This is a genomic window from Staphylococcus sp. HMSC071G07 (genome assembly GCF_001811435.1).
Taxonomy (GTDB): domain Bacteria; phylum Bacillota; class Bacilli; order Staphylococcales; family Staphylococcaceae; genus Staphylococcus; species Staphylococcus pettenkoferi.
The window spans coordinates 274724-296898 of record NZ_KV804768.1; the positions used below are offsets into that span (position 1 = coordinate 274724).

Below are 22175 nucleotides of genomic sequence, written 5' to 3' on the forward strand. Positions count from 1 at the left end.
AAATCATAGATTTCTGTCCATTATCTTATTATTGTAAAAAGAATGAACCTTTTACTGTCTGCCCTATCTTTACAATTTCGCGGTAGCTGTCTGACTTCATAATGGCTTTCGCTTTTATGAAGCCTAGTCAGCCTCGCGGGGGCAGGACAACGAAATTATTCTAATTTCTGTCCTGCTCCCCCAAAAAAGCACTACCACAACTCAAATGTGATAGTGCTTTGCGCATTAAATCATTCTTCTTTAATTGCTTTCTTGGACTGTTTAATCCAAACCGGCAAGCGTTCTTTAATTGTTTGAAACCCATACTTCTCGGTTTCTTTAATATCATCTAATACTGAACGTTTTTCTTTTTTACGCTCATAATTTTTAAAATATTTATTGTCCTTTAACGACAAGTTGAGCTTACCCTCTTCGTCGATAGAAATAATCTTCGCTCTCACAACTTGTCCAGGTGATAAAAATTTCTTCAAGTTATGCACATAATCGTCCATCACTTCGGATATGTGAATTAAACCTTCAGTATTATCAGGGGTTTCAACAAATGCGCCATACGGTTGAATTCCAGTCACACGAACTTTAATATGTTGACCTGCTTTATAGTATGCGTTCAACGTAATAACCCCTTATTCGATTTAGTACCATTTTTATAATAGCACAAAACCATATCAAGAAACTAATATTAGACTAAAAATATTGTGATTTTTTCAGAAATTTAAATACGTTTCCTTTTAATTCAAAATAATCGGGTAGCAGTCTCACTCTAAATTGAATTACACGCATAGAAAAAGCGCAGAAACACGCAACCGCTTCTGCACTTTTACAACTATTCAATTATTACGTCAAACGCTCTACAACTGAACGATTTACGCTTCTGTCACATCAATATGTTCAATCACTACGTCGTAAAGTGGCTTATCTTGCGGCCCTACTTTCGTCTGTGCGATGTCTTCTAATGTAGATTCACCTTCAATGATTTGACCAAATACTGTGTGTCGTTGATCTAGCCATGGTGTACCGCCGTTGTCACCGTATGCTTTCACGATAGGTTGAGGCCAGCCACCATCAGCTAATTGACTCAACATGGATTCAGGCACTTCTTTCGCTTGAACGATAAAGAATTGTGAGCCATTCGTATTTGGACCTGCGTTCGCCATTGAAAGTGCACCATATAAGTTGAACGCTTTGTCAGAGAACTCATCTTCAAACGGTCCACCGTAGATACTTTCACCACCCATGCCTGATGCAGTCGGGTCGCCACCTTGTACCATGAAGTCTTCAATCACGCGGTGGAAAGTAATCCCATCATAGTAACCATTTTTCGCGTGAGTTACAAAGTTCTCCACTGTCTTAGGTGCAATATTTGGGAAAAGTTTAAAGGTCATATCACCTTTATTCGTCTGCATAACAACTTTAATTTCGCCTTCATGAATTTCTTTATTTAATTGAGGATACTCAGTCATTTTAATTCTCCATTTCATGTTAAGATAATAACTGTATTTTATCATAAAACGAAAGGGAGTCGCATATGAAGTTATATCGCTTTGCACATAAAACGGGCGTGTACGGTGTCAGTGTCGTAGAAGAGAACGACAATCAAGTGCTCGTCCAAGTCGAACAAGTCATCAAACATCCGAAACAAGGAGACTTGCATAATCCGAAAGAAACGGAAGGTGTGTTCTTCCATGAACGTAAAGCGTTAAGTCACTTTGAAAAGCGCTACACTAGTCCTTCACAACTTAAACCATTCGACGAAGAACCGCTTCCTTACGAAGCGTCGTTACAACGAGCGATTACAGCTTTGGAAGATAAACTGAAAGCACGTGATACTGAGCACGCGCGCTTATCATTAGAGAAATTAGATAATTTAAAGGAAGATTATGCGATTCAATATAAGTGTGAATTTAAATAGCTTAGTGCACATGATGTGACGATATAATTCAATTATGTAATGAATTGAATGTTGATTTAGAGCCTGGTTTTTCTTAATTCAGGCATTATAGTATAATATATCTATAACACTTCATCGTCAGATTACTGTTGGCATTTATATTGCTTTACCATGAAGATTTCAAACTATTCATGAGTTTTAAACGCGTAATTTGATATGACAGAGATATTGAAGGAGGGAATAGAATGAGTTGGTTACATATAGCAGTCTTACTACCTTTGATATTTGCTGTTATCATACCAATCATTTACCGGTTTCATAAACGACTCCATCTCGGTTGGTTCGTCTTGCCAATACCGGTCGTCTTATTTATTTATTTCTTAACGTATATTTCGCGCACATCTTCAGGAGATAATGTGTTAGCACATTTAAACTGGATGCCGCGCTTCGGTATGAACTACGACTTGCATGTGGATGGGTTAGGACTGTTATTTAGTTTACTCATTACAGGAATCGGAAGCCTTGTTGTGCTTTACTCTATCGGCTATTTAGATAAAAGTGAACAACTCGGCAACTTCTATTGTTACTTGCTCTTGTTTATGGGAGCCATGCTCGGTGTAGTTCTCTCCGATAATGTGATTATTCTTTATCTATTCTGGGAGTTAACTTCATTCTCCAGTTTCTTACTGATTTCATTTTGGAGAACGAAGCAGAAATCGATTTATGGTGCTCAAAAATCATTAATCATTACTGTATTAGGTGGACTTGCCCTACTTGGTGGGCTCATCTTGATCTCGCTAGCAGGTAATACGACAAGTATACATAGTTTAGTGGAAAAAGCAGATGATATTCAGCAAAGTCCATTCTTTGTTCTAGCAATGGTACTCATCATCATCGGAGCAATCACGAAATCAGCGCAAGTACCATTCTATATTTGGTTACCTGATGCTATGGAAGCACCTACACCCGTTAGTGCTTACTTGCACTCCGCTACGATGGTTAAAGCAGGGCTCTATCTCATCGCACGAATGACACCGATCTTTGCAATATCTGAAGGGTGGATTTGGACCGTATCACTCATCGGATTAATTACATTGTTCTGGGCATCACTCAATGCCACAAAGCAACGTGATTTGAAAGGTATTCTCGCATTTTCAACCGTCTCTCAACTCGGTATGATCATGGCGATGCTCGGTATCGGTGCGGTAAGTTATCATTTCAACGGTTCAGATAGTACGTTGTACGTTGCGGCATACACAGCAGCTGTCTTCCACCTCATTAACCATGCGACATTTAAAGGTGCATTGTTCATGATTACAGGTGCTATCGATCACAGCACAGGTACACGTGATGTGAAGAAACTCGGCGGTCTCATGACAATTATGCCGATTTCATTTACTTTAACGATTATCACAGGTTTAAGTATGGCAGGTATTCCGCCGTTTAATGGTTTCTTATCTAAAGAAAGCTTTATTGAAAGCATGCTCCATGTGACACAAGCAAATATCTTTAGTCTCAATACTTTAGGCATACTCTTACCTATCATTGCGATCGTTGGTAGTATCTTTACGTTCGTTTACGCGGTACGTTTTATCGGCCAAATCTTCTTAGGCAAACATAAACCGGAAGCGTTACCTAAGAAAGCACATGAAGCATCACCATTGATGTTAATCTCGCCAATCATCTTGGCAGTGCTGGTCATCGTCTTCGGTTTCGCACCTAACTTGTTGACGTCATCATTGATTGAACCCGCTGCGAACGCAATTACACATTCAAGTGGTATTACTGCAGAATTCAAGTTCTTCCACGGCTTTACACCGGCGTTCTTCTCAACGCTTGTAATTTACATCGTAGGTATTCTGCTCATCTTGACATTTGCTTATTGGGTTAAAATACTACAAGCCCAACCTAAAGCATTGACGTTTAACCAATGGTACGACAGTTTAGGTAAATACATTCCGAACTACTCAGCTAACTTTACGAACAGCTATGTGACTGGCTATACGCGTACGAACCTCTTATGGATCTTAGGTTCACTCATAGTTATTGCAGCAGTGACGCTTTTCGTATCGCCATTTACACTGAACTTTAAAGATGTCAGTGCCGTACGTCCGTATGAGCTCGTCATCGTGGTCATTATCTTAACAGCGTCTACGATGATACTCTTTGCGCGTTCACGCTTGTTCAGTATCATCATGGCGAGTGCGGTGGGTTACTCAGTCGCGATATTCTTTATCTTCTTTAACGCGCCTGACTTAGCATTAACACAATTCGTAGTAGAAACGATTTCTACAGCCTTGTTCTTGCTCTGTTTCTACCACCTACCGAACTTAAACCGTCACAATGAGTCACGGACGTTCAAGTCAACCAATGCAATCATCTCAATTCTGACTGGTGCTGTAGTGACTATCCTGGGCTTGATTGCTTATGGTAACCGTCACTTTGACTCTATCGGTGCTTTCTACAAAGCACACGTTCACGATCTTGCTCATGGTAAAAATATCGTTAACGTCATCTTAGTCGACTTCCGTGGTACCGATACATTATTCGAATCTTCAGTGCTCGGTATTGCTGGGCTCGGTGTTTATACGATGATTAAGCTGAAGGCGAAACATCAACGTCAAACGAAAGGAGGTCATGAGAATGAATAAACAATCTCATAAACCTAAGAAGAATATTATCTTTCAATATTCTGCCATTCTCATCTTCTTCCTTATCGTGATGTTTGGGATTTCCCTCTTCCTCGCTGGTCACTATACTCCAGGAGGCGGCTTCGTTGGGGGTCTCATCCTATCGAGTGCGCTGGTGATTATCGCTGTCGCTTTCGATGTGAAGACGATGCGCAAGATTTATCCTTGGGATTTCAAGATTCTCATCGGTATCGGGTTGTGTTTCTGTGCTGCCACACCTATGGCAAGTTGGTTGTTCAATAAAAACTTCTTCACACACAAGCCTTTCGACATTCCATTAGGCGTATTAGAACCCATGGGCCTACACACTGCGACATTCTTTGACCTCGGCGTCATGTTAGCAGTCGTTGGAACAGTCATGACGATTATCTTAACGATTGGGGAGAATGAGTGATGGAAATATTAATGATCTTTGTTTGTGGCATCCTTACAGCCATGAGCGTGTACTTGATTCTATCTAAGAGCATCATACGCATCATTATCGGCACAACGTTACAAACACATACCGCAAACTTATTCTTAATTACCATGGGTGGTTTGAAAAAAGGTGGCGTGCCTATTTACGAACATGGTGCGAAAGCATACGTGGATCCGATTCCACAAGCACTCATCTTAACCGCTATCGTTATTTCGTTCGCCGTGACTGCATTCTTCCTAGTTCTAGCGTTTCGTAGCTATAAAGAACTCGGAACAGACAATCTTGAATCAATGAAAGGAGTGTACGATGATGATCACGAGTAACTTACTCGTCAGTTTACTAATCATACCGATATTCACCGCACTCCTACTCATATTTATTGGTAAACGACCCGTTGTCAAACGCTATGTCGCTTTTATTGGGACATTCATTACATTAATCTTTGCGATTATTAACTTTATCAATGTGTGGCGAAACGGTCCGATTAAGCTCGAGTTAGGTTCTTGGAAAGCACCCTACAGTATCGTATTCGTTCAAGACTTGTTCAGTGCCCTACTCGTCATTACAAGTTTAATCGTGACATTGCTTATCATTCTATATTCTTACAAATCTGTAGGGATTGAACGTGAAACATACTATTACTACTTCTCAATTATGTTTATGATCACAGGTGTCATTGGAGCCTTTATTACAGGCGATATCTTTAACTTATTCGTCTTCTTTGAAGTGTTCCTCATCGCATCTTACATCCTACTCGTCATTGGAGGTACCAAAGTTCAACTCAGCGAGACGATTAAATACGTCTTAATCAACGTCACAAGTTCAGCGTTCTTCGTCATCGCAGTTGGTATTCTTTACTCTGTAGTAGGAACGCTCAACCTGGCAGATATTAGTGAAAAGTTAAATCACCTATCCGCACAACAAAGCGGCTTGTTAAATATAGTCTACATCATGTTCATTTTCGTCTTTGCAACAAAAGCCGGAGCCTTCCCAATGTATGTTTGGTTACCTGGTGCTTATTATGCTCCACCTGTCGCAATCATTGCGTTCTTCGGTGCGTTGTTAACGAAAGTAGGTGTCTACGCAATCGCTCGAACAAGTAGTTTATTCTTCAACGATAATTCAAGCTTTGCGTACTACCTCATTCTATTCTTAGCATTATTGACGATTATCTTCGGTTGTGTCGGCGCAGTGAGCTTTTATGATACGAAGAAGATTATTCTCTACAACATCATGATTGCAGTCGGCGTCATTCTCGTTGGTGTAGCTATGATGAACCAATCCGGTATGATGGGAGCCATTTACTATACGATTCACGACATGCTTGTGAAAGCTTCCCTCTTCTTCCTGATTGGTATTATGGCTAAGATTACTAAGACACATGACTTGAAACGTTACGGTGGATTGATCAAACACTATCCCGTGCTAGGTTGGACATTCTTTATCGCTGCGTTAAGTCTCGCTGGTATTCCACCGCTCAGTGGTTTCTACGGTAAATATTACATCGTTCAAGCGACTTTCGAAAAAGGCTTCTACGTGAGCGGTATCGTCGTGTTACTTTCAAGTCTCGTCGTACTTTATTCAGTGATTCGCATTTTCCTAAAAGGATTCTTTGGTGAATCACACGGTTACGAGTACAATCCGAAATTAAGTTATAGAGGCTTATTAACGGTAGCCATTGTTGCCGTCGTTTGCACAGTCGTATTTGCGTTATCGGCTGATGTGCTCTATCCAGTGGTTAAAGAAGCGGCCTCATCATTCTATGATCCAAGCGTCTATATCGATAGTGTATTGGGGGATAAGTAATTATGGCAGTACAAGTGGTTATTAATTTATTACTCTCGTTATTCTGGTTGTTAGTCACAGGTAGTTACACAGTCAACAACTTCCTCCTAGGATTTATACTCGGTTTGTTACTCGTTTATCTATTACGCAGTGTCTTGCCTGGTCGTTTCTATATCATCACATTATATAAAGTGATTAAGCTCATATGGGTCTTTCTCATTGAGCTGATCAAAGCCAATATCGATGTGATACGCATCGTCTTGCAGCCGTCATTGAAGAACGAACCTGCATTTTTCACATATAACACGGATTTAAAAACAGATTGGCAAGTCGTGCTATTATCCAATCTCATCACATTGACACCAGGTACAATCGTGGTAGGTTTAAGTGATGATCGCACGAAAATTTATATTCACGCCATTGATTTTGGTGAGAAAGAAGAGGAAATTGAGGGAATTAAATCCTCACTTGAGAAAGTCGTTAGAGAGGTGGGTGAACGATGAGTTACAAAGTTATTATTATTATCGCATTAGTGATCGTCGTCTTGTCCATGCTCGCGATGCTCATTCGCGTCATCTTGGGCCCCTCTCTCGCTGACCGCGTCGTTGCAATTGACGCAGTAGGTCTACAACTCATGGCCGTCGTCGCATTATTTAGTATGTTAATCGGCGTTCAATACATGGTTGTCGTCATCCTACTCATAGGTATACTCGCGTTCTTAGGTACGGCTGTCTTTGCGAAATATATGGATAAAGGTAAGGTGATTGAGCATGATCAAGACGATACTCATTAGTGTTGCTTTAATCTTAGTCGTTCTTGGCGCGATTATTAGTGCCCTAGCCGCATTAGGTATCGTGCGACTCGATGACGTATACTCACGCGCTCATGCTGCAGGTAAAGCAGCGACATTAGGAGCCATGCTTATGCTTACTGGCGTGTTTATCTTCTTTATTGGAAAAGAAGGATCCGTCAACATGCAGTTGATTATCGGTATCCTATTTATCTTGATTACTGGCCCTTTATCAAGCCACTTGATTATCCAATCGGCTTATAAATTGAAGACACCGTACACAGATCGTACGAAACGTGACGAGATACGCAAAGGTATTGAAGGTCACGAAGATTAATAGTTGAAGCTCGTAGATGGATTGAGTCCGTCTGCGAGCTTTTTGTATTGTGATGGATTGTAGATCTTAGCCTTGCCTCACCATCCCCTTTTTAAATTGTGTAAAGTCTCAATTGCGCATTGACCCTATCTCCCCCATCTTTAGATATGCTGTTTCAATTTGTCCTTTTAAAAAATATGTGGTATATTTTACAAATCAAAATAATTACGATTTACAAAACAGGAGGTCTTCCTATGAAACAGTGGACGATTATCGGCGGCGGAATACAGGCGGTGACCATTGCGATTAAGTTACGTGAACTGGGACTAAGTGCTAAAGATTTAAGACTCATCGATCCTCATGACAATTTATGTGCGCAATTTCGTAAATTTACTGAGCGTTTAGAAATGCCTTTCTTACGCTCACCATGTGTTCACCACGTTCATCCTGACCCTTTCCACCTCAATCGCTATGCGAAAGAACACCAGTATACAGAATCTCATTATGGACGGTATCAGCGCCCTCAGCGTGCGATGTTCTTAGATCATACACACGACCTGATTCATAAATACGGATTGAACGAGAGTCATTTCAAAGGTGCCGTACAACACCTTGCACCTATGAAGAATGGATGGCAGCTTACACTAGAAGATCACCGGGTACTTGAATGCCACTTCGTCATCATCGCAAGCGGGAGTACGAATCAACCCTATATTCCGAAAGACTACCTCAATCAACCTGATGTTAACCACGTATTCGACCTCGATGACATCGATGCTGAATCTACTTCGCACATCATTGGTAGTGGTGTGAGTGCAACCCACCTTACACTGCGCTTGTTAAACGAAGCATCTCGGTCACCAATCCATCTGTGGCTAAACAAGCCCATCTCTGTGAATGATTTCGATGCAGATCCAGGTTGGCTTGGCCCTAAATACATGTCACGTTTCAAAAAGCTATCATTGAACGAACGTCACAGAGTAAATCAACGCGAACGTCATCGTGGGTCAATGCCACGTGAACTTTTTTTGAAGTTGAAGAAAGCAGAAAGCAAAGATCGATTACATATTCACATCAATGAACACTTAAGATTAGAAGACCATCACATTGTTACTCCGAATGGGAGATTACTCTATGATCACATTCTCTTAGCTACAGGATTCGAGAAGGCAGTACTCAACGCACCCTTTCTCCAACATCTCGTAATTGAGTATGGCGCGCCTGTTGCACAATGTGGTTTGCCACATACTTCAACTGACCTTGAGTGGCTGCCTGGCCTTTTCGTCAGCGGCGCGTTAGCGGATTTAGAGTTAGGTCCTTTCGCTCGCAATATTATGGGAGGACGCGAGGCTGCACAGCGTATTGGTCAAGCGTATCAACGCTATGTCGCTTTATCGTCGTAGCAATTATTTTGTATAAGGATGAGTAAAGCGGATGTGGTTTTCTAACCGTACATTAGAGATAAACGGAGTACTTTCTTTTTATTCAAATATCATTTTTTCACAACAAAGTTAATCAATACCACTAATTTAATTTAACTAAAGGACTCGTTTTTGATAATATAATGACATGCATATAGAAACTACACAAAGAGGAGCCTACAATGAAAAAATTATCGTTACTTATAATGGTATTTTTCTTATGTCATTTGAGTATTAATTTCAACTCTGTATCGGCAAAAACGCCTGTCGATGAGTCGAAAGAAGAACATGTACAACTCGATGAGACGTTTAATCCTAAAGGTATGGTTGTGACAACAGAGGATGGACAAATACTTTATGACTATAATAAAGATAAAAAAGTGGAGCCTGCCTCTACTACCAAATTAATGACCATGTTAGTGGTTTATGATGACATCAAAGATAAAAAAGTGAATTTGAACGATAAAGTCAATATCACTTCTAGATATCAAAAGATGTCTGAACTACCCAATCTCACTACTTTTCCACTCAAAAAAGGACAAACCTACACGGTGGAACAACTATTGAAACAGGCAGCTTTAAACTCAAGTAACGCAGCAACCTTAGTGTTAGCTGAACACATCGATGAGGATGTCTCTCAATTTACAGATAGAATGAATGCTAAAGCCAAAGCTCTGGGCATGAATCACACACATTTTACTAACCCTAGTGGTGCGGATAATCATTTAATTCAACCCTATGAGCCTAAAGGTTATAAAAATGAAAGTACATCTCATACTACTGCACATGACATGGCGTTACTCACAAATCATCTGTTGCGCGAACATCCGGAAGTATTGAATATCACAAAGTTAAAAGATGATACGCAATATCATCAGAAACTACATAATACGAATCTGTCTCTCCCCCATCAATCCCAACAAATGAAGGGTGTTGACGGACTGAAGACAGGTACAAGTAAAGAAGGATATAACTTAGTCTTGACGACGAAGCGTGATCATCTTCGTGTGAATGCCAATATCTTCAATGTGCAACCTTATCCGAGTGACCAATCAGAGCACGCGCGTCACAGAATCGCAAATGCCATTACACAAGAAGCTTTCCACAAGTATGCGTATCGCAAAGTCATCTCTAAAGGTGAGCATACTATTGATGGTAAGAAGTACGATGTAAAAAAAGATTTATACGATGTTGTACCTAAAGATAAAAGTAAATATCATTTGAAAGTATCCAAAGATCAACATGTATATGTGAAATACGACCGTCAATTTATCGGAAAAGAACATATTCCGAGCGTGAAAGTTGAGGAATCATCTCATTTTTTTAGCGGGAGCTTCAGAGTGATACTGGGGATTCTAGCTTGTATTCTAGTTGGAATAATCGCTTTGATAGCTGTAAAAGTGTATAAAAAATTATAATGAGTGTTCGTATTTGCTAAGTGATATTCGTTATTGAAAAAGCGCCATTCTATCTTGAATTCGATAGAATGGCGCTTGTTATATACGATTGATATTTGTTATTTTTTGCGTTGTTTAATCGCAATCGTTCCTCTCATCACACTGATTAAACGATCCGTATCATCTTTGATATCAATATTCCACACTTGCGTCGTTTTACCTTCATGAACGATAGTCGCTTCTGCATATACGACACCTTCCGTAGTAGAACTAATGTGATTTGCATTCATTTCTAAACCAAGCGGAATGTAACGTTCTGTATCCACAATATGCGCTGCACCGATTGAACATGCTGTTTCTCCTAAAGCAAGGTTCGCCCCTCCGTGTAAGTAGCCAAAGGGTTGTTTCACCTTGTCTGTCACAGGCATGGATACGATGATATGCCCGTGAGATTCTTTCTCTATCTTCATCCCTAAAGTTTCTAACATATTCGTCATCTTCAACGCCTCTTTTCTTAAAATTTATAGTACCATTGCTGCAATTGTACCAAAGATGATTAAAGGTACGTTATAGAATACAAAGTTAGGTATACATGTATCTCGAATGTGATCGTGCTGACCATCTACATCAAGCCCAGCTGTCGGTCCGAGTGTTGAGTCACTCGCAGGCGAACCAGAATCACCGAGCGCACTCGCTGTACCGATAACAGCAATCAACGCCATCGTACTCAAGCCTAATGACTCACCTAAAGGAATAAATAACGTTGCGATGATAGGAATCGTCGCGAAAGATGATCCAATACCTAATGTAACGACGAGTCCGATGATATACATCACAATAATACTCAATAATTTATTATCCCCAGCTATCGTACTTAAACTATGTACGAGTGACGAAATATCACCCGTTTTATTCATCACACCTGCAAAGCCGTTCGCACTGAGAATGACGACGCCAATATAGGCCATGATTTGAATCCCATCGACGAACTTTTTATCCAACTCAGACCATTTATAAGCACGTGAGATAAAGAAGATGAGTACCCCGGCTAAAGCGCCGAAGATCATTGAATCTGTGAAGGTTTGTACGAGAAAAGTCGCGAGAATCGCTACGATCGTCACACCTAGCACATACGGCTTGATCTCGATGTCATCTATTTCATCTAGATCTTTCTTCTGGATATATTTACGTGGTTTACGGTAATAGAATAAGCCGAGGATTAAACCTACGATATAACCTAGAGACGGGATAATCATCGCTTTCCAGACTAAGTTAATATCGATGGGGTGACCTGCTTTCGCAAACCCTTTCGTAATAATTTGGTGGAATATTTGACCGAAACCATACGGCAACAGAATATAAGGAAAACATAAACCGAAACCGATAATTAAAGCAATTTGACGTCGATCCATATTCAGTTCGTTAAACAAACTGATGAGTGGCGGAACCACGATAGGAATGAATGCAATATGGACGGGAATCAAGTTCTGACTCATGATACTGAGTGCTAAGAGCACCACTGTAATAATTAACTTGACTGTAACACGCGAGAATTTACTATTCTCTGCGCGTATCCCTTTAATAATCTTATTGACGAGATAGTCAGTAATACCGCTATATGAAATCAGAGCGGCAAATCCTCCGAGCAAGGCATAGCTCAAAGCGACCTCTGCACCATCGACAATATTTTTACCAAACACTGTGACGATGTCCTCAATTGACATACCCGCAACGAGTCCACCGACTAATGCACTGATAAATAAACTAATTACAACGTTCAACCTGCATAAACACAGGACAATCATTAGAATAACTGCAACAACTACAGCATTAACCATATTGACATTCACTCCCTTTAATACATTATCGAACTAAAGCGTTATAGGTGTAATACTATCAATTCGCTTCTCGTATGTCAACATTATTTCAGAATATTTGCGAGAATGCGTGGTGATATACAGTTTGCCTTATCCGTACGGGCACACTAAAAAGCCCGCTTCATCGACATCGCGTTCAGATATAACGTCGACCATGATGAGCGAGCTTTCAGCCTTAAAATTAAACTACAATACGGGTTAATCATTCTACAACGACTATCTAGAAGCCCTTTTACGAGCACAAACCAACAACACTTAACCTTGTTGACGTAACCAATTCACAATCGTTGTCACAAGGAAACCTGTGGGACCAGCTGGACCGTTATAGTTCTTAGTGCTACGTGTGGCTGGCCCTGCAATATCGAAATGCATATGTGGCGTATTGCCTGCGAAATGTGAAATAAAGCTAGCCGCGAATAGCGCTTTACCGTGACCATTCGTATGATTGACGAGATCGGCTACAGCTGAACGACGTATCTTGTCCTTCTCAGCCTGAGTGATTGGCAATTCGAATGTAGGATCGCCGTCCTCTAAAGCGATTGCCAGAATTTCTTCTAGCGGTGCTGTACTCTGATTACGTAGGGCTGCTGCTTTGTCGTCCCCAAGTGCTGCCACTGCTGCACCTGTCAATGTTGCGAAATCGAGAATATAGCGCGGTTGGAACTGATTAGCGTAAAAGACTGCATCACCTAAGACGAGTCGCCCTTCTGCGTCACTGTTTAACACTTCGACAGTTTCGCCACTAAGCGCAGTAAAGACATCATCTGGTTTCATCGCTTGCTCACTAATCATATTCTCTGCGAGTGCGGCAACACCCACTAGATTGATAGGCAATTGTAGACGCTCAGCAATAGAAATCATCGCAACGACATTGGCTGATCCACACATATCAAATTTCATCGTCTGCATACCTAACTTCGATTTGATAGAGTAACCACCTGAGTCGTACGTGACACCTTTCCCAACGAGCGCGATAGGATCTTGATCTTGTGCGCCACCTTGATACGTCATCGTAACGAGATGTGGCGGGTTAACTGAACCTTTGCCGACCGCGTGAATGAGTCCGAAACCTTCTTGTTGCAGTTGTGATCCATCTTTGACGTCGACCTCCACACTTTTATCTGTAAAATGCTGGCTAATCTGTTCTGCGTAATAAGCAGGCGTCAATATATTTGGCGGCATATTACTGAAATCGCGAGCAACATTGATACCTTCCCCGATGATTTGACCTGTTTCAAGTTCGTTCGCAATATCTTGCTGTTCAGTATGGATGTTTAGCGTTAAATTGTATAGCGCCGATTTGTCCGATTTGTAATTATCAAAGCGATACGTCGCACGTTCACTTTGGAGACCGATGAGTTCCACGATGGAACGTGACTCGTAATATTTATTATCGAATGATTCTAGTAGCAGGGACGCTTGAGTAATACGTTCAGATTGTAAATACTGAAATAGATTACCGAATGCTTTCAAGTAATCTTGTGTTGTTAAATCTTTGAGATTACTGAGTCCAACTGTGATGAGACGATGAGGTTGACCATTAAATTGATAGAATGTTGAACCAATTTGGCCTGCAGTCGTTCCTACAATTTGTTGGTGCTTGAGCTCATCTAAATCAGACTTTATATCTTGCCCGTTGACTGCTATTTCATCTAATTGATTGAGATGTGCAGGTAAACCTACGATAAGAACTTGTTCCGCTTTGTCCTGTGTTGAGACGAATTGTGCTTCCATCTTGTACACTCCCCTTTAAACCTTTCTTGATAAAAATAAGGAGCCCATCATTATGACAGGCCCCTCTTGCGATTAAGCTTTGATTTATTAGAATTTACCTTTTTTGAATGCTAAGCCTACGCCACCTAATTTGAATACTGCACGTGTATCGATGACTTTCTTCATAAATGCAGCTTTTTTACCTTTAATGTCTCTGCCGTAAACGACACCTACACCGTCATGTGAACCAAGTGAGCAAACTGTACCACGGTCTACATAGTTGAATGGTACTGTTGGTTCACCGTGTAAGATGTTGTAAATGCTTTGAGCAACGTTTTCACCTTGTTGCATAGCGATTTGAGCTGTAGTTGGTAATGGACGTTCTTCACCTTCTGGGATAAATGCAGAGCAGTCACCGATAACGAAGATTTCGTCATGATCTTTGATTGTTAAGTCTTGGTTGTTTACGATACGACCACGTTTAACGCCTTCGAATGCGTCGTCCATGATGTGGTTACCGCGAACACCTGCTGCCCATACAACAGTGTTAGCTTCTAATTGTTCTTTCTTACCGTCAACTTCAACTACAAAACCTTTTTCGTTAGCAGCAACGATAGGTGTCGCAATCTTGAATTCAACGCCTTTGTCTTCTAAGAAGCTTACTGCGTGGTTCACTAATTCATCAGAGAATTGTGGAAGCATCTTAGGTGCAGCTTCAACACAAGTGATGTGAACACGGCTTTGTTCTACGCCGTATTTGTTACATAATTCAGGAATACGTTCAGTTAATTCACCTAAGAATTCGATACCAGTGAATCCTGCACCACCAACTAAGATAGCGATGTCTTTATCATCTTTCTCTTTAGAAGAAGCATAGTTAGCAAATTTATCTTCGATGTGACGAGATAATTTACGTGAAGTTAAGATATTCTCAATTTGGAAAGCATGTTCTTTCATGCCATCGATACCAAATGTTTCGCTTTCGAAACCTAAACCAACGACTAAGATGTCGTAGTCGAATACGCCAGCGTCAGTTTCAACTTTTTGCGCATTGCGATCGATTTTCTTAACTTCTGCTTTGACGAAGTTAACTTTGTCTTTGTCTAATACACTTTCAACTGGGTAAAGTGCATCTTCGTAGCTTAAAGTACCTGCTGAAGCTTCATGTAACCAAGTTGCTTCATAGTGGTAATCATTTTTGTTGATTAATGTAATTTCTGCGTCTTCTTTAGAGAGTTGCTTTTGTAATTTAGTTACAGTTTGTAAGCCTGCGTAACCAGCACCTAAAACTAATACTTTTTTACGAGATTGAGCCATTTTATTCACCTAAGCTTTCATAATTATTTTTTATTTATACGTCTTTTTAAATGACAGCATGAAGACGTTATACGTTAACTGTGACAAAGCAATTTACTGAGTTGCTATGCTACATAACACCTTTCATCTTACATCAAACTACGATGCCTTTGTCACAATTTATTAATCATCACACTGTATTTTACCCGAGTTTTCACAAACAATTCATAAAAAAGACATTTTTCATCCATATATAATCTTATAGTTTTTATAGTATCATTTCAAGCACTTATCGGGGATGTGTGCGAAATTTCACAAGATCAGTGATAAAATGAACCGATATACATGAAAAGGCTTTCTTCTTACACCTTAACACATATATCGGTCCTCTACTATTTAGCACTCTTCAGGTGTGCCTGAAACTTTCGCAGTCTTGAATGAACTGCCGCAACCACATGAAGCGATGGCATTCGGATTGTCAATTTGGAATCCGCCACCCATCAAGGATTGTTTGAAATCAATAGTTGTGCCTTCAAGCACAGGTTTATCGTAATTATCAACGAGTACTTTCAAACCGTAGAATTCAAGTACTTCGTCATTCTCTCCAGGTTCCTCTTCTGCGGACATGCCGTATGTTAAGCCAGTGCAGCCACCGCCATCAACTTTGATTTTAAGGTAGCCATCTGGCATATCATTTTGTTGGAGCATGTCTTTGACTTCGTAGGCTGCTGATTTTGTCAATGTCACTGTACTCATATTTTCTCCTCCTTTGGCTGTTGTATAATAACCATCTCCATTGTCGACAAAGTACATCTCATTGCTCATTTACGTGTAGTAAAATCGCTGCTTCGATGTACTTGTCTCCTCGTAGATGACTGTTATACAATAGCCTTTAAATATTTCTTTTAAATTCTTTAATAATAATTCTTTGTTCATTTACGTGATAGTAAAATCGCTGCTTCAATAAAGTTAACTCCTCGCTCCTTATTGTTTCTTGTAGTTTATTTATTTTCATTAAATACTTAGTTACAAGACCTTCATTACTCACTTACGAGGTAATAAAATCGCGACTTCCTTGCACTTCACGTAGATGATGATTTAGTAAGCACTACACTTTGCAACTAGCTAATGACTGTTATTACACTTAAATCAATCTAAAGTACATTCGTATATGATTTATCTATATAAGAAGCATTAGAACATTGCCCAAGCTTCTTGTTGTTCTTCTATATGCTTGTAGATGTTTGAAAGTAATTCATCTGGCGTGTTCCCTTCGACAACTTCGCCATCGACTAAGGCATATAATCCACTCGAACAAATACCACAGTTTTGAAGGCAGCCATACTCTAGAACATCTACTTCAGGATCTTCTTCTAACTTGTTATAAACATAGTCTCCGCCTTTGGCCATGTTTGATACACAAAATTCTACAAGTGGAAACATATTTCACCTTCTTTATAGATTCAGTTCTTTTATTATAACAAACACACCCCTGGATTGCCCACAAGCTGATTTCTACTAAAAAATTTTTCAACAATTTCCTAAAAAGTGCTAAAGCCCTTTCACAATAGTTAAGAAAGCGATTGCAAAATTAAGTCATTGCCTATAAAGTTATTTGTAGTAGCACATTAAAAAGCATATAATAAACTATGTATGATTTCATATCGTTCCAACATGGTAAGAGCAAGCAAAGGGTCTCTTATCAACTACATATAACGCTTAGTACATCATGGATAGTGTGGGGCTACATTAAAGTCATTGTGCCGCTTCAACGACATATTTCCTAGAACGACCTGTCTCGTTTCACAACACTTATACTGTCGAACTGAGATAGCGTCTAGTGTGGAAGCAAATAGCGATAGACTTTGAACATGATGTATCTACAACAATCTAATTTCTTATTAAAGGGGTATTGAACATGAAAAATCTTGTACTACTCGGTGGTGGCTATGGGAATATGCGTATCATGTCGCATATCTTACCTAATGCCCTACCTAAGGACTATTCACTGACACTCGTTGACCGCATGCCGTATCATAGTCTGAAACCAGAGTTCTACGAGTTAGCAGCAGGTACGAAATCGGATAAGGATATTCGAATGAACTTCCCAGATTCTCCACGAATCAACACAGTTTATGGAGAAATCACGGAAATCGATTTAGACGATCAAATCGTTTCAGTCGGCAATACTAAGATTGACTATGACGAACTCGTTATTGGCTTGGGTTGTGAAGACAAATATCACAATGTACCCGGTGCAGAAGAGCATACATTTAGTATTCAAACGTTGTCTAAATCTAGAGAGACGTTCCACCACATCAGTGAGTTACCAAACGGCGCTAAAGTTGGTATCGTAGGTGCTGGCTTGAGCGGTATTGAACTCGCGAGTGAACTTCGTGAAAGTCGCAGTGATTTAGATATTTATCTCTACGATCGCGGTGAGCGTATCTTACCACGTTTCCCAGAGAAACTTAGTCGTTACATAGAGAAATGGTTCAAGAAGAATGATGTAACAGTCGTTCCAAATTCTAATATTAACCGTGTAGAAGATGGTCGTATTTTCAACAATGATATCCCTGAAGATGTGGATCTCGTCGTTTGGACAGCGGGTATTCAACCGGTGGACATCGTTCGTAACTTACCTGTTGATATTAGTAAAAGTGGTCGTGTTATTCTGAACCAATACCATCAGATTCCAACTTATAAAAATGTTTACGTCGTTGGTGATTGTGCGGAATTACCACATGCGCCAAGTGCACAGCTTGCTGAAGCACAAGGCGATCAAATCGCTGATGTCATGAAATTACAATGGCAAGGCAAACTATTACCTGAGAAGATGTCTGAGATTAAGATCCAAGGTTTCTTAGGTTCATTAGGCGAAAAACAAGGCTTCGCTTATATCATGGATCGCACTGTTACGGGTCGTCTCGCGTCTATTTTAAAATCAGGTGTGCTCTGGCTTTACAAATATCATAATGGTTAATGAATATAAAAGCGGTCTAGGATTTGCCCTAGGCCGCTTTAACTATCCAAATATTTATTTTAAAAGTGATAGTTACACATTAAACTACGAGAGGCATAACATTGAAAATGAAACACCCTCATATTTTACTTAGAGTTCCTAACACGCTTAACCTATGAAGTACTTAATCTTCTTGTGCTGCCTCTGGAAAGCGCGCTTTCATAAAACGCTTAATGTCTTTCAATTGAATATAACCATCCGCAACATATTCATCATTCATCGTCACTAGCGGATAGAATAATTCCTCATCTTGAATTTGCTCAATATAGTGCTGATCATGATCAGATAGATTCTCTGTATCGCGCTCAATATCAATATACGTAAATTCAAATTGAATATCAGGATATTTACGTTGTAATAATGGTTGTAACCAATCATACGTATTTTTAGAAGTTGGCGCATTTACACAGCTTGCACATACAACATCTGCGCCGTAAACAACTACACTAACTTTATTCATAAGCCTCTCCCTTTGTTTTCGATGATAGATTTTTTCGTCCATATCTATTATAATAAAGTAATAACGAGAAGATGAAATAATATACTTGAAAGGAGGCATTTCGCATGCCTACAGAAAACGCAACGATGTTCGATCAAGTCGCAGAAGTGATTGAGAAGTTACGTCCTTTCTTATTACGTGATGGCGGGGATTGTTCACTCGTCGATGTAGAAGATGGTATTGTCAAATTGCAATTACACGGTGCTTGCGGGACATGCCCAAGTTCAACAATTACGCTTAAAGCAGGTATTGAACGTGCTTTACACGAAGAAGTACCGGGCGTCGTTGAAGTAGAACAAGTATTTTAATATAAAGAGATGAAACCGGCACGTTACGCTACACGTGTCGGTTTCTTTGTGTTCTACCTTAACTTTTAACCTCAGTCACCGCACGGCCCTCAGTTAAGACACCTCGGATGTTATCGACACACAACTGGATCATGTCATTGCGCGTCTGTTCAGATGCGCTACCGATATGAGGTAAGACGACAGCTTGAGGCAGTTCAAGGATAGGATGATCCATGTTAATAGGCTCTTGGCGTAATACATCCAAACCACAGCCTCCAATTTCTCCATCTTTCAACGCTTTCACAAGCGCTTCTTCATCCACGATCGCGCCACGTCCAATATTGATAAAGACAGCGTCATTTTTCATTTTACTAAAAGCAGTGGCATCAAATTGATCTCGCGTCGCATCGGTCAGAGGTGCCGTACACACGACGAAATCTGATTCCTGTAATAACGTATCGAAATCGACGTATTGCGCATTCAACTCCGTTTCAGCATCTTTGTGACGAGAGCGATTATGATACAAGACAGTCGTGTTGAAACCTTGCAAACGTCGTGCGAACGCTTTACCTATAGCGCCCATACCAAAGATACCTACTGTCGATCCATGTAAGTCTTTGCCAGCTAATAGATATGGCCCCCAACTTTGCCATTCGCCATTTTGTACGTAGTGCTCAGCTTCTACCACACGTCTTGCTACAGTAAGTAATAACGTCAGACCAAGTTCAGCCGTCGTTTCAGTTAAAACGTCTGGTGTGTTCGTGATTGTCACACCATACTGACGTGCTAAATCTAAATCAATGTTGTCGTACCCTACTGCCATATTCGCGATGACTTGCAAGTGTGGCGCCGCTTCAAATACTTCCTGATCGATACGTTCACTTAAAGTTATGAAACATGCTGTGGCATCATTCAACTCTTGTAAAAAGCGCTCACGTGGCATAGGCTCATAACTTTCTTCCCACATGACTACTTCGCCTAATTGCTCAAGTTGACGGATAAATTGATTTGGAATTTGACGTGATACTACAATCTTAGTCAACTTAATCCACTCCTTCGAGTTCAGCAATCACTTCATTTAAATCAGCGAACGTATAAGTCGGTGGAATATCTTTCTCAGCAAGTTCTTCTTTCGTCGTCACGCCTGTTTGAACGTGAATCGTGTCAATATCAATATTGATACCAGATAGGATATCCGTATCGTATAAATCGCCAATCATTGCCACGTTCTTTTTATCTAAAGCAAGAATATCTAACGCTTTGTTCATAATTATGGGCTCAGGTTTACCGATGAAGATTGGGTCTACGCCTGTAGAGACAGAAACCACACTCGTGATCGCTCCGTTACCTGGCATGAAGCCACGTTCTTTCGGAATTGAGACATCTTTATTGGTTGAGATAAACTTCGCCCCATTTCTAACCGCTAACGTCGCTGTAGCTAACTTGTCATACGTCACTGCTTCGTCTAGTCCAATCACGACGTAATCGACGAACTCGTCATCTTTCAACTTTAATCCATGTTCAGTCAATGCAGTGCGAAGGCCACTTCCACCCAGCATATAGACTGTGGCACCTGGATCTTTGTCCGCGATAAATTCTGCAGTTGCAAGCGCAGAAGTCACCACTTCGTTACTGTTCGCCTCTACGCCCATCGTATGGAGTTTATCTGCTACTTGTTCAGGTTCTTTCGTAGAGTTGTTGGTCACGAATAGATGTGGAATCTCATGTTCATTGAGATAATGAATAAATTCTGCTGCACCATCAATTTTTTGGTTACCTTGGTACATCGTTCCATCTAAATCGATTAAATAACCTTGATATTGCTTCATCTTCTGTTCACTCCTTTATTTTCCAAAAGCAGTAATAGGTACATTCTCATTCTCTAAAAACTGTAGAACTTCTTTAACGAAAGTTTGATATACAGGTACTGCACGATCGAATAGTGGCACTAATGCTTCTGTATCAAGTTCATCGTAGCGGTGCACGAATTGCTTACGGTTAGCCACTGTTTCATTAACCACCTGTTGCGTATCTTTAGAAATGACACCTTCAAGCTCTAATATATCGATTACATCTTGATAATTTCCGGGATCTCGCAAGATAAAGCCGTCAATAATCATATTTCCGATATCCACTGCAGATTCAATTAACATTTGCGCTATACGTTCAAAGGCATAGCGATTCGCTTTATTCTCCGGATAATCTTCAGTAAGTTGTTGTAAATAATTTAATTTATCCTCAAGTTTCTGTTTATTTACAAAGTACATGGTATTCACCTCTTAAATAGTTTCGTAGTTTGAATCTACTACTTTATCTTCACACTTACATTCATGATACCATAATTTTGAACCCGCATTCATACACGCCAATTGTGAGTAATGATTTCTTATCAACAAGGCTTATAGCACGTGTTACAATAGATACCAAGTTCGCCATCTCTATTGATGGTCATGATTGTAAAATGAATGGATGTAAACACTTTTTACGAAAGTGAGGACGAAATAATGATAGATATGTATTTATATGATGATAACGAGCCCGCACAAGTCCAGTTTGTCGGCTTTGTGGGAGAAGAAAGTCGCTATGATTTAATGTTAATTCAAACTGACCGTCATTACGGTAAGACGATTGTGTTAAATATGCAGAATAATCGCTATGGACTCATCGGTTCGGATGATTTAGAAGAAGAAGGCTACGTCGCTTATGCATTAGGCGTCAATGAAGCAGAAGGCGAAGAAATTCAAAGTTATTTGAATGAAGTGATTCAGTAATTTTT

General features: G+C 40.1%; 25 protein-coding genes. 13 read left to right on the forward strand and 12 right to left on the reverse strand.

All coding sequences use genetic code 11. The features are described 5' to 3' along the window. Positions 1 to 230: 230 nt before the first annotated feature. Both ygs and HMPREF2802_RS05560 read right to left on the reverse strand, forming a co-directional pair. Positions 231 to 611 (reverse strand): S1 domain-containing post-transcriptional regulator Ygs, encoded by a 381-nt coding sequence (gene ygs / locus HMPREF2802_RS05555; RefSeq protein ID WP_002472261.1) that lies wholly within the window; start codon positions 609 to 611, stop codon positions 231 to 233. A gap of 252 nt (positions 612 to 863) precedes the next feature. Next, a complete protein-coding gene (locus HMPREF2802_RS05560; RefSeq protein ID WP_002472198.1) occupies positions 864 to 1460 on the reverse strand; it encodes a peptidylprolyl isomerase in 597 nt (198 codons plus the stop codon). A gap of 65 nt (positions 1461 to 1525) precedes the next feature. On the opposite strand from HMPREF2802_RS05560, the gene HMPREF2802_RS05565 reads away from it, so the two are divergent. From HMPREF2802_RS05565 to pbp4, 10 genes are all read left to right on the forward strand, one after another. Then, positions 1526 to 1909, forward strand: a complete 384-nt coding sequence (locus tag HMPREF2802_RS05565) for a kinase-associated lipoprotein B (protein ID WP_049412064.1) — start codon at positions 1526 to 1528, stop codon at positions 1907 to 1909. Positions 1910 to 2133: 224 nt separating this feature from the next. Beyond that, positions 2134 to 4539: a Na+/H+ antiporter subunit A gene (locus HMPREF2802_RS05570; protein ID WP_070503036.1), complete on the forward strand. Its 2406-nt coding sequence runs from the start codon at positions 2134 to 2136 to the stop codon at positions 4537 to 4539. After that, positions 4532 to 4972, forward strand: coding sequence for a Na(+)/H(+) antiporter subunit B (locus tag HMPREF2802_RS05575; RefSeq protein ID WP_070503037.1), 441 nt, complete (start codon positions 4532 to 4534; stop codon positions 4970 to 4972). Before HMPREF2802_RS05570 ends, HMPREF2802_RS05575 begins: the two co-directional genes overlap by 8 nt. Continuing rightward, the gene (gene mnhC1, locus HMPREF2802_RS05580; RefSeq protein WP_002472192.1) at positions 4972 to 5319 is read left to right on the forward strand and encodes a Na+/H+ antiporter Mnh1 subunit C; all 348 of its coding nucleotides are present in this window, start codon (positions 4972 to 4974) and stop codon (positions 5317 to 5319) included. The genes HMPREF2802_RS05575 and mnhC1 overlap by 1 nt, the downstream gene beginning before the upstream one ends. Next, a complete protein-coding gene (locus tag HMPREF2802_RS05585; RefSeq protein ID WP_070503038.1) occupies positions 5306 to 6802 on the forward strand; it encodes a Na+/H+ antiporter subunit D in 1497 nt (498 codons plus the stop codon). Before mnhC1 ends, HMPREF2802_RS05585 begins: the two co-directional genes overlap by 14 nt. A gap of 2 nt (positions 6803 to 6804) precedes the next feature. Continuing rightward, positions 6805 to 7284: a Na+/H+ antiporter subunit E gene (locus HMPREF2802_RS05590; protein ID WP_002472207.1), complete on the forward strand. Its 480-nt coding sequence runs from the start codon at positions 6805 to 6807 to the stop codon at positions 7282 to 7284. Beyond that, complete coding sequence (gene mnhF1 / locus HMPREF2802_RS05595) at positions 7281 to 7574, forward strand: Na+/H+ antiporter Mnh1 subunit F (RefSeq protein WP_002472263.1); 294 nt, start codon at positions 7281 to 7283, stop codon at positions 7572 to 7574. The genes HMPREF2802_RS05590 and mnhF1 overlap by 4 nt, the downstream gene beginning before the upstream one ends. Further along, complete coding sequence (locus HMPREF2802_RS05600; protein ID WP_002472212.1) at positions 7552 to 7908, forward strand: Na+/H+ antiporter subunit G1; 357 nt, start codon at positions 7552 to 7554, stop codon at positions 7906 to 7908. Before mnhF1 ends, HMPREF2802_RS05600 begins: the two co-directional genes overlap by 23 nt. Before the next feature lie 233 nt (positions 7909 to 8141). Then, on the forward strand, positions 8142 to 9290 hold the full coding sequence (locus HMPREF2802_RS05605; protein WP_070503039.1) for an FAD/NAD(P)-binding protein: 1149 nt from the start codon (positions 8142 to 8144) through the stop codon (positions 9288 to 9290). A 200-nt stretch (positions 9291 to 9490) separates the two neighbouring features. After that, the gene (pbp4, locus tag HMPREF2802_RS05610) at positions 9491 to 10726 is read left to right on the forward strand and encodes a penicillin-binding protein PBP4 (protein ID WP_070503040.1); all 1236 of its coding nucleotides are present in this window, start codon (positions 9491 to 9493) and stop codon (positions 10724 to 10726) included. A gap of 98 nt (positions 10727 to 10824) precedes the next feature. Here the strand turns inward: pbp4 and HMPREF2802_RS05615 are convergent, their stop codons facing one another. The 6 genes from HMPREF2802_RS05615 to HMPREF2802_RS05640 all read right to left on the reverse strand — a co-directional run bounded on the left by HMPREF2802_RS05615 (position 10825) and on the right by HMPREF2802_RS05640 (position 17034). After that, positions 10825 to 11202 (reverse strand): PaaI family thioesterase, encoded by a 378-nt coding sequence (locus tag HMPREF2802_RS05615; RefSeq protein WP_070503041.1) that lies wholly within the window; start codon positions 11200 to 11202, stop codon positions 10825 to 10827. 24 nt (positions 11203 to 11226) lie between these two features. Beyond that, positions 11227 to 12543 carry a Na+/H+ antiporter family protein gene (locus HMPREF2802_RS05620; protein ID WP_070503042.1) on the reverse strand — a complete coding sequence of 439 codons (1317 nt, stop codon included), beginning with the start codon at positions 12541 to 12543 and terminating at the stop codon, positions 11227 to 11229. Positions 12544 to 12837: 294 nt separating this feature from the next. Beyond that, the gene (locus HMPREF2802_RS05625) at positions 12838 to 14316 is read right to left on the reverse strand and encodes a M17 family metallopeptidase (protein WP_070503043.1); all 1479 of its coding nucleotides are present in this window, start codon (positions 14314 to 14316) and stop codon (positions 12838 to 12840) included. 87 nt (positions 14317 to 14403) lie between these two features. Beyond that, entirely contained in the window at positions 14404 to 15612 is a 1209-nt protein-coding gene (locus HMPREF2802_RS05630) for an NAD(P)/FAD-dependent oxidoreductase (RefSeq protein WP_070503044.1), read from the reverse strand. A 375-nt stretch (positions 15613 to 15987) separates the two neighbouring features. After that, positions 15988 to 16347 (reverse strand): HesB/IscA family protein, encoded by a 360-nt coding sequence (locus HMPREF2802_RS05635; protein ID WP_002472257.1) that lies wholly within the window; start codon positions 16345 to 16347, stop codon positions 15988 to 15990. A 438-nt stretch (positions 16348 to 16785) separates the two neighbouring features. Continuing rightward, positions 16786 to 17034 (reverse strand): YuzB family protein, encoded by a 249-nt coding sequence (locus HMPREF2802_RS05640; RefSeq protein WP_002472271.1) that lies wholly within the window; start codon positions 17032 to 17034, stop codon positions 16786 to 16788. Positions 17035 to 17509: 475 nt separating this feature from the next. Between HMPREF2802_RS05640 and HMPREF2802_RS05645 the strand changes: the two genes are divergently transcribed. After that, on the forward strand, positions 17510 to 18574 hold the full coding sequence (locus tag HMPREF2802_RS05645; RefSeq protein WP_070503045.1) for an NAD(P)/FAD-dependent oxidoreductase: 1065 nt from the start codon (positions 17510 to 17512) through the stop codon (positions 18572 to 18574). A 163-nt stretch (positions 18575 to 18737) separates the two neighbouring features. Here the strand turns inward: HMPREF2802_RS05645 and HMPREF2802_RS05650 are convergent, their stop codons facing one another. Continuing rightward, positions 18738 to 19073, reverse strand: a complete 336-nt coding sequence (locus HMPREF2802_RS05650; RefSeq protein WP_002472228.1) for a YuzD family protein — start codon at positions 19071 to 19073, stop codon at positions 18738 to 18740. A 104-nt stretch (positions 19074 to 19177) separates the two neighbouring features. On the opposite strand from HMPREF2802_RS05650, the gene HMPREF2802_RS05655 reads away from it, so the two are divergent. After that, positions 19178 to 19420, forward strand: a complete 243-nt coding sequence (locus tag HMPREF2802_RS05655) for a NifU family protein (protein WP_002472275.1) — start codon at positions 19178 to 19180, stop codon at positions 19418 to 19420. A gap of 58 nt (positions 19421 to 19478) precedes the next feature. Here HMPREF2802_RS05655 and HMPREF2802_RS05660 read toward each other — a convergent pair whose 3' ends face one another. From HMPREF2802_RS05660 to HMPREF2802_RS05670, 3 genes are read right to left on the reverse strand one after another with little or no spacing between them, the layout of a single operon-like run. Then, positions 19479 to 20441, reverse strand: coding sequence for a 2-hydroxyacid dehydrogenase (locus HMPREF2802_RS05660; protein ID WP_070503046.1), 963 nt, complete (start codon positions 20439 to 20441; stop codon positions 19479 to 19481). Between the two features lies 1 nt (position 20442). Then, complete coding sequence (locus HMPREF2802_RS05665) at positions 20443 to 21228, reverse strand: TIGR01457 family HAD-type hydrolase (protein ID WP_070503047.1); 786 nt, start codon at positions 21226 to 21228, stop codon at positions 20443 to 20445. 15 nt (positions 21229 to 21243) lie between these two features. Beyond that, a complete protein-coding gene (locus HMPREF2802_RS05670; protein WP_002472273.1) occupies positions 21244 to 21666 on the reverse strand; it encodes a DUF86 domain-containing protein in 423 nt (140 codons plus the stop codon). Positions 21667 to 21903: 237 nt separating this feature from the next. Here HMPREF2802_RS05670 and HMPREF2802_RS05675 point away from each other — a divergent pair, with 237 nt between their 5' ends. Next, the gene (locus tag HMPREF2802_RS05675) at positions 21904 to 22170 is read left to right on the forward strand and encodes a DUF3055 domain-containing protein (protein WP_002472197.1); all 267 of its coding nucleotides are present in this window, start codon (positions 21904 to 21906) and stop codon (positions 22168 to 22170) included. Positions 22171 to 22175 lie beyond the last annotated feature (5 nt).

What these genes read in the sequence shown, in the direction of transcription:
- HMPREF2802_RS05560 (WP_002472198.1), bottom strand. Translation starts at nt 1,460, where the DNA reads ATGACTGAGTATCCTCAATTAAATAAAGAAATTCATGAAGGCGAAATT.
- HMPREF2802_RS05565 (WP_049412064.1), top strand. Translation starts at nt 1,526, where the DNA reads ATGAAGTTATATCGCTTTGCACATAAAACGGGCGTGTACGGTGTCAGT.
- HMPREF2802_RS05570 (WP_070503036.1), top strand. Translation starts at nt 2,134, where the DNA reads ATGAGTTGGTTACATATAGCAGTCTTACTACCTTTGATATTTGCTGTT.
- HMPREF2802_RS05575 (WP_070503037.1), top strand. Translation starts at nt 4,532, where the DNA reads ATGAATAAACAATCTCATAAACCTAAGAAGAATATTATCTTTCAATAT.
- mnhC1 (WP_002472192.1), top strand. Translation starts at nt 4,972, where the DNA reads ATGGAAATATTAATGATCTTTGTTTGTGGCATCCTTACAGCCATGAGC.
- HMPREF2802_RS05585 (WP_070503038.1), top strand. Translation starts at nt 5,306, where the DNA reads ATGATCACGAGTAACTTACTCGTCAGTTTACTAATCATACCGATATTC.
- HMPREF2802_RS05590 (WP_002472207.1), top strand. Translation starts at nt 6,805, where the DNA reads ATGGCAGTACAAGTGGTTATTAATTTATTACTCTCGTTATTCTGGTTG.
- mnhF1 (WP_002472263.1), top strand. Translation starts at nt 7,281, where the DNA reads ATGAGTTACAAAGTTATTATTATTATCGCATTAGTGATCGTCGTCTTG.
- HMPREF2802_RS05600 (WP_002472212.1), top strand. Translation starts at nt 7,552, where the DNA reads ATGATCAAGACGATACTCATTAGTGTTGCTTTAATCTTAGTCGTTCTT.
- HMPREF2802_RS05605 (WP_070503039.1), top strand. Translation starts at nt 8,142, where the DNA reads ATGAAACAGTGGACGATTATCGGCGGCGGAATACAGGCGGTGACCATT.
- pbp4 (WP_070503040.1), top strand. Translation starts at nt 9,491, where the DNA reads ATGAAAAAATTATCGTTACTTATAATGGTATTTTTCTTATGTCATTTG.
- HMPREF2802_RS05615 (WP_070503041.1), bottom strand. Translation starts at nt 11,202, where the DNA reads ATGACGAATATGTTAGAAACTTTAGGGATGAAGATAGAGAAAGAATCT.
- HMPREF2802_RS05620 (WP_070503042.1), bottom strand. Translation starts at nt 12,543, where the DNA reads ATGGTTAATGCTGTAGTTGTTGCAGTTATTCTAATGATTGTCCTGTGT.
- HMPREF2802_RS05625 (WP_070503043.1), bottom strand. Translation starts at nt 14,316, where the DNA reads ATGGAAGCACAATTCGTCTCAACACAGGACAAAGCGGAACAAGTTCTT.
- HMPREF2802_RS05630 (WP_070503044.1), bottom strand. Translation starts at nt 15,612, where the DNA reads ATGGCTCAATCTCGTAAAAAAGTATTAGTTTTAGGTGCTGGTTACGCA.
- HMPREF2802_RS05635 (WP_002472257.1), bottom strand. Translation starts at nt 16,347, where the DNA reads ATGAGTACAGTGACATTGACAAAATCAGCAGCCTACGAAGTCAAAGAC.
- HMPREF2802_RS05640 (WP_002472271.1), bottom strand. Translation starts at nt 17,034, where the DNA reads ATGTTTCCACTTGTAGAATTTTGTGTATCAAACATGGCCAAAGGCGGA.
- HMPREF2802_RS05645 (WP_070503045.1), top strand. Translation starts at nt 17,510, where the DNA reads ATGAAAAATCTTGTACTACTCGGTGGTGGCTATGGGAATATGCGTATC.
- HMPREF2802_RS05650 (WP_002472228.1), bottom strand. Translation starts at nt 19,073, where the DNA reads ATGAATAAAGTTAGTGTAGTTGTTTACGGCGCAGATGTTGTATGTGCA.
- HMPREF2802_RS05655 (WP_002472275.1), top strand. Translation starts at nt 19,178, where the DNA reads ATGCCTACAGAAAACGCAACGATGTTCGATCAAGTCGCAGAAGTGATT.
- HMPREF2802_RS05665 (WP_070503047.1), bottom strand. Translation starts at nt 21,228, where the DNA reads ATGAAGCAATATCAAGGTTATTTAATCGATTTAGATGGAACGATGTAC.
- HMPREF2802_RS05670 (WP_002472273.1), bottom strand. Translation starts at nt 21,666, where the DNA reads ATGTACTTTGTAAATAAACAGAAACTTGAGGATAAATTAAATTATTTA.
- HMPREF2802_RS05675 (WP_002472197.1), top strand. Translation starts at nt 21,904, where the DNA reads ATGATAGATATGTATTTATATGATGATAACGAGCCCGCACAAGTCCAG.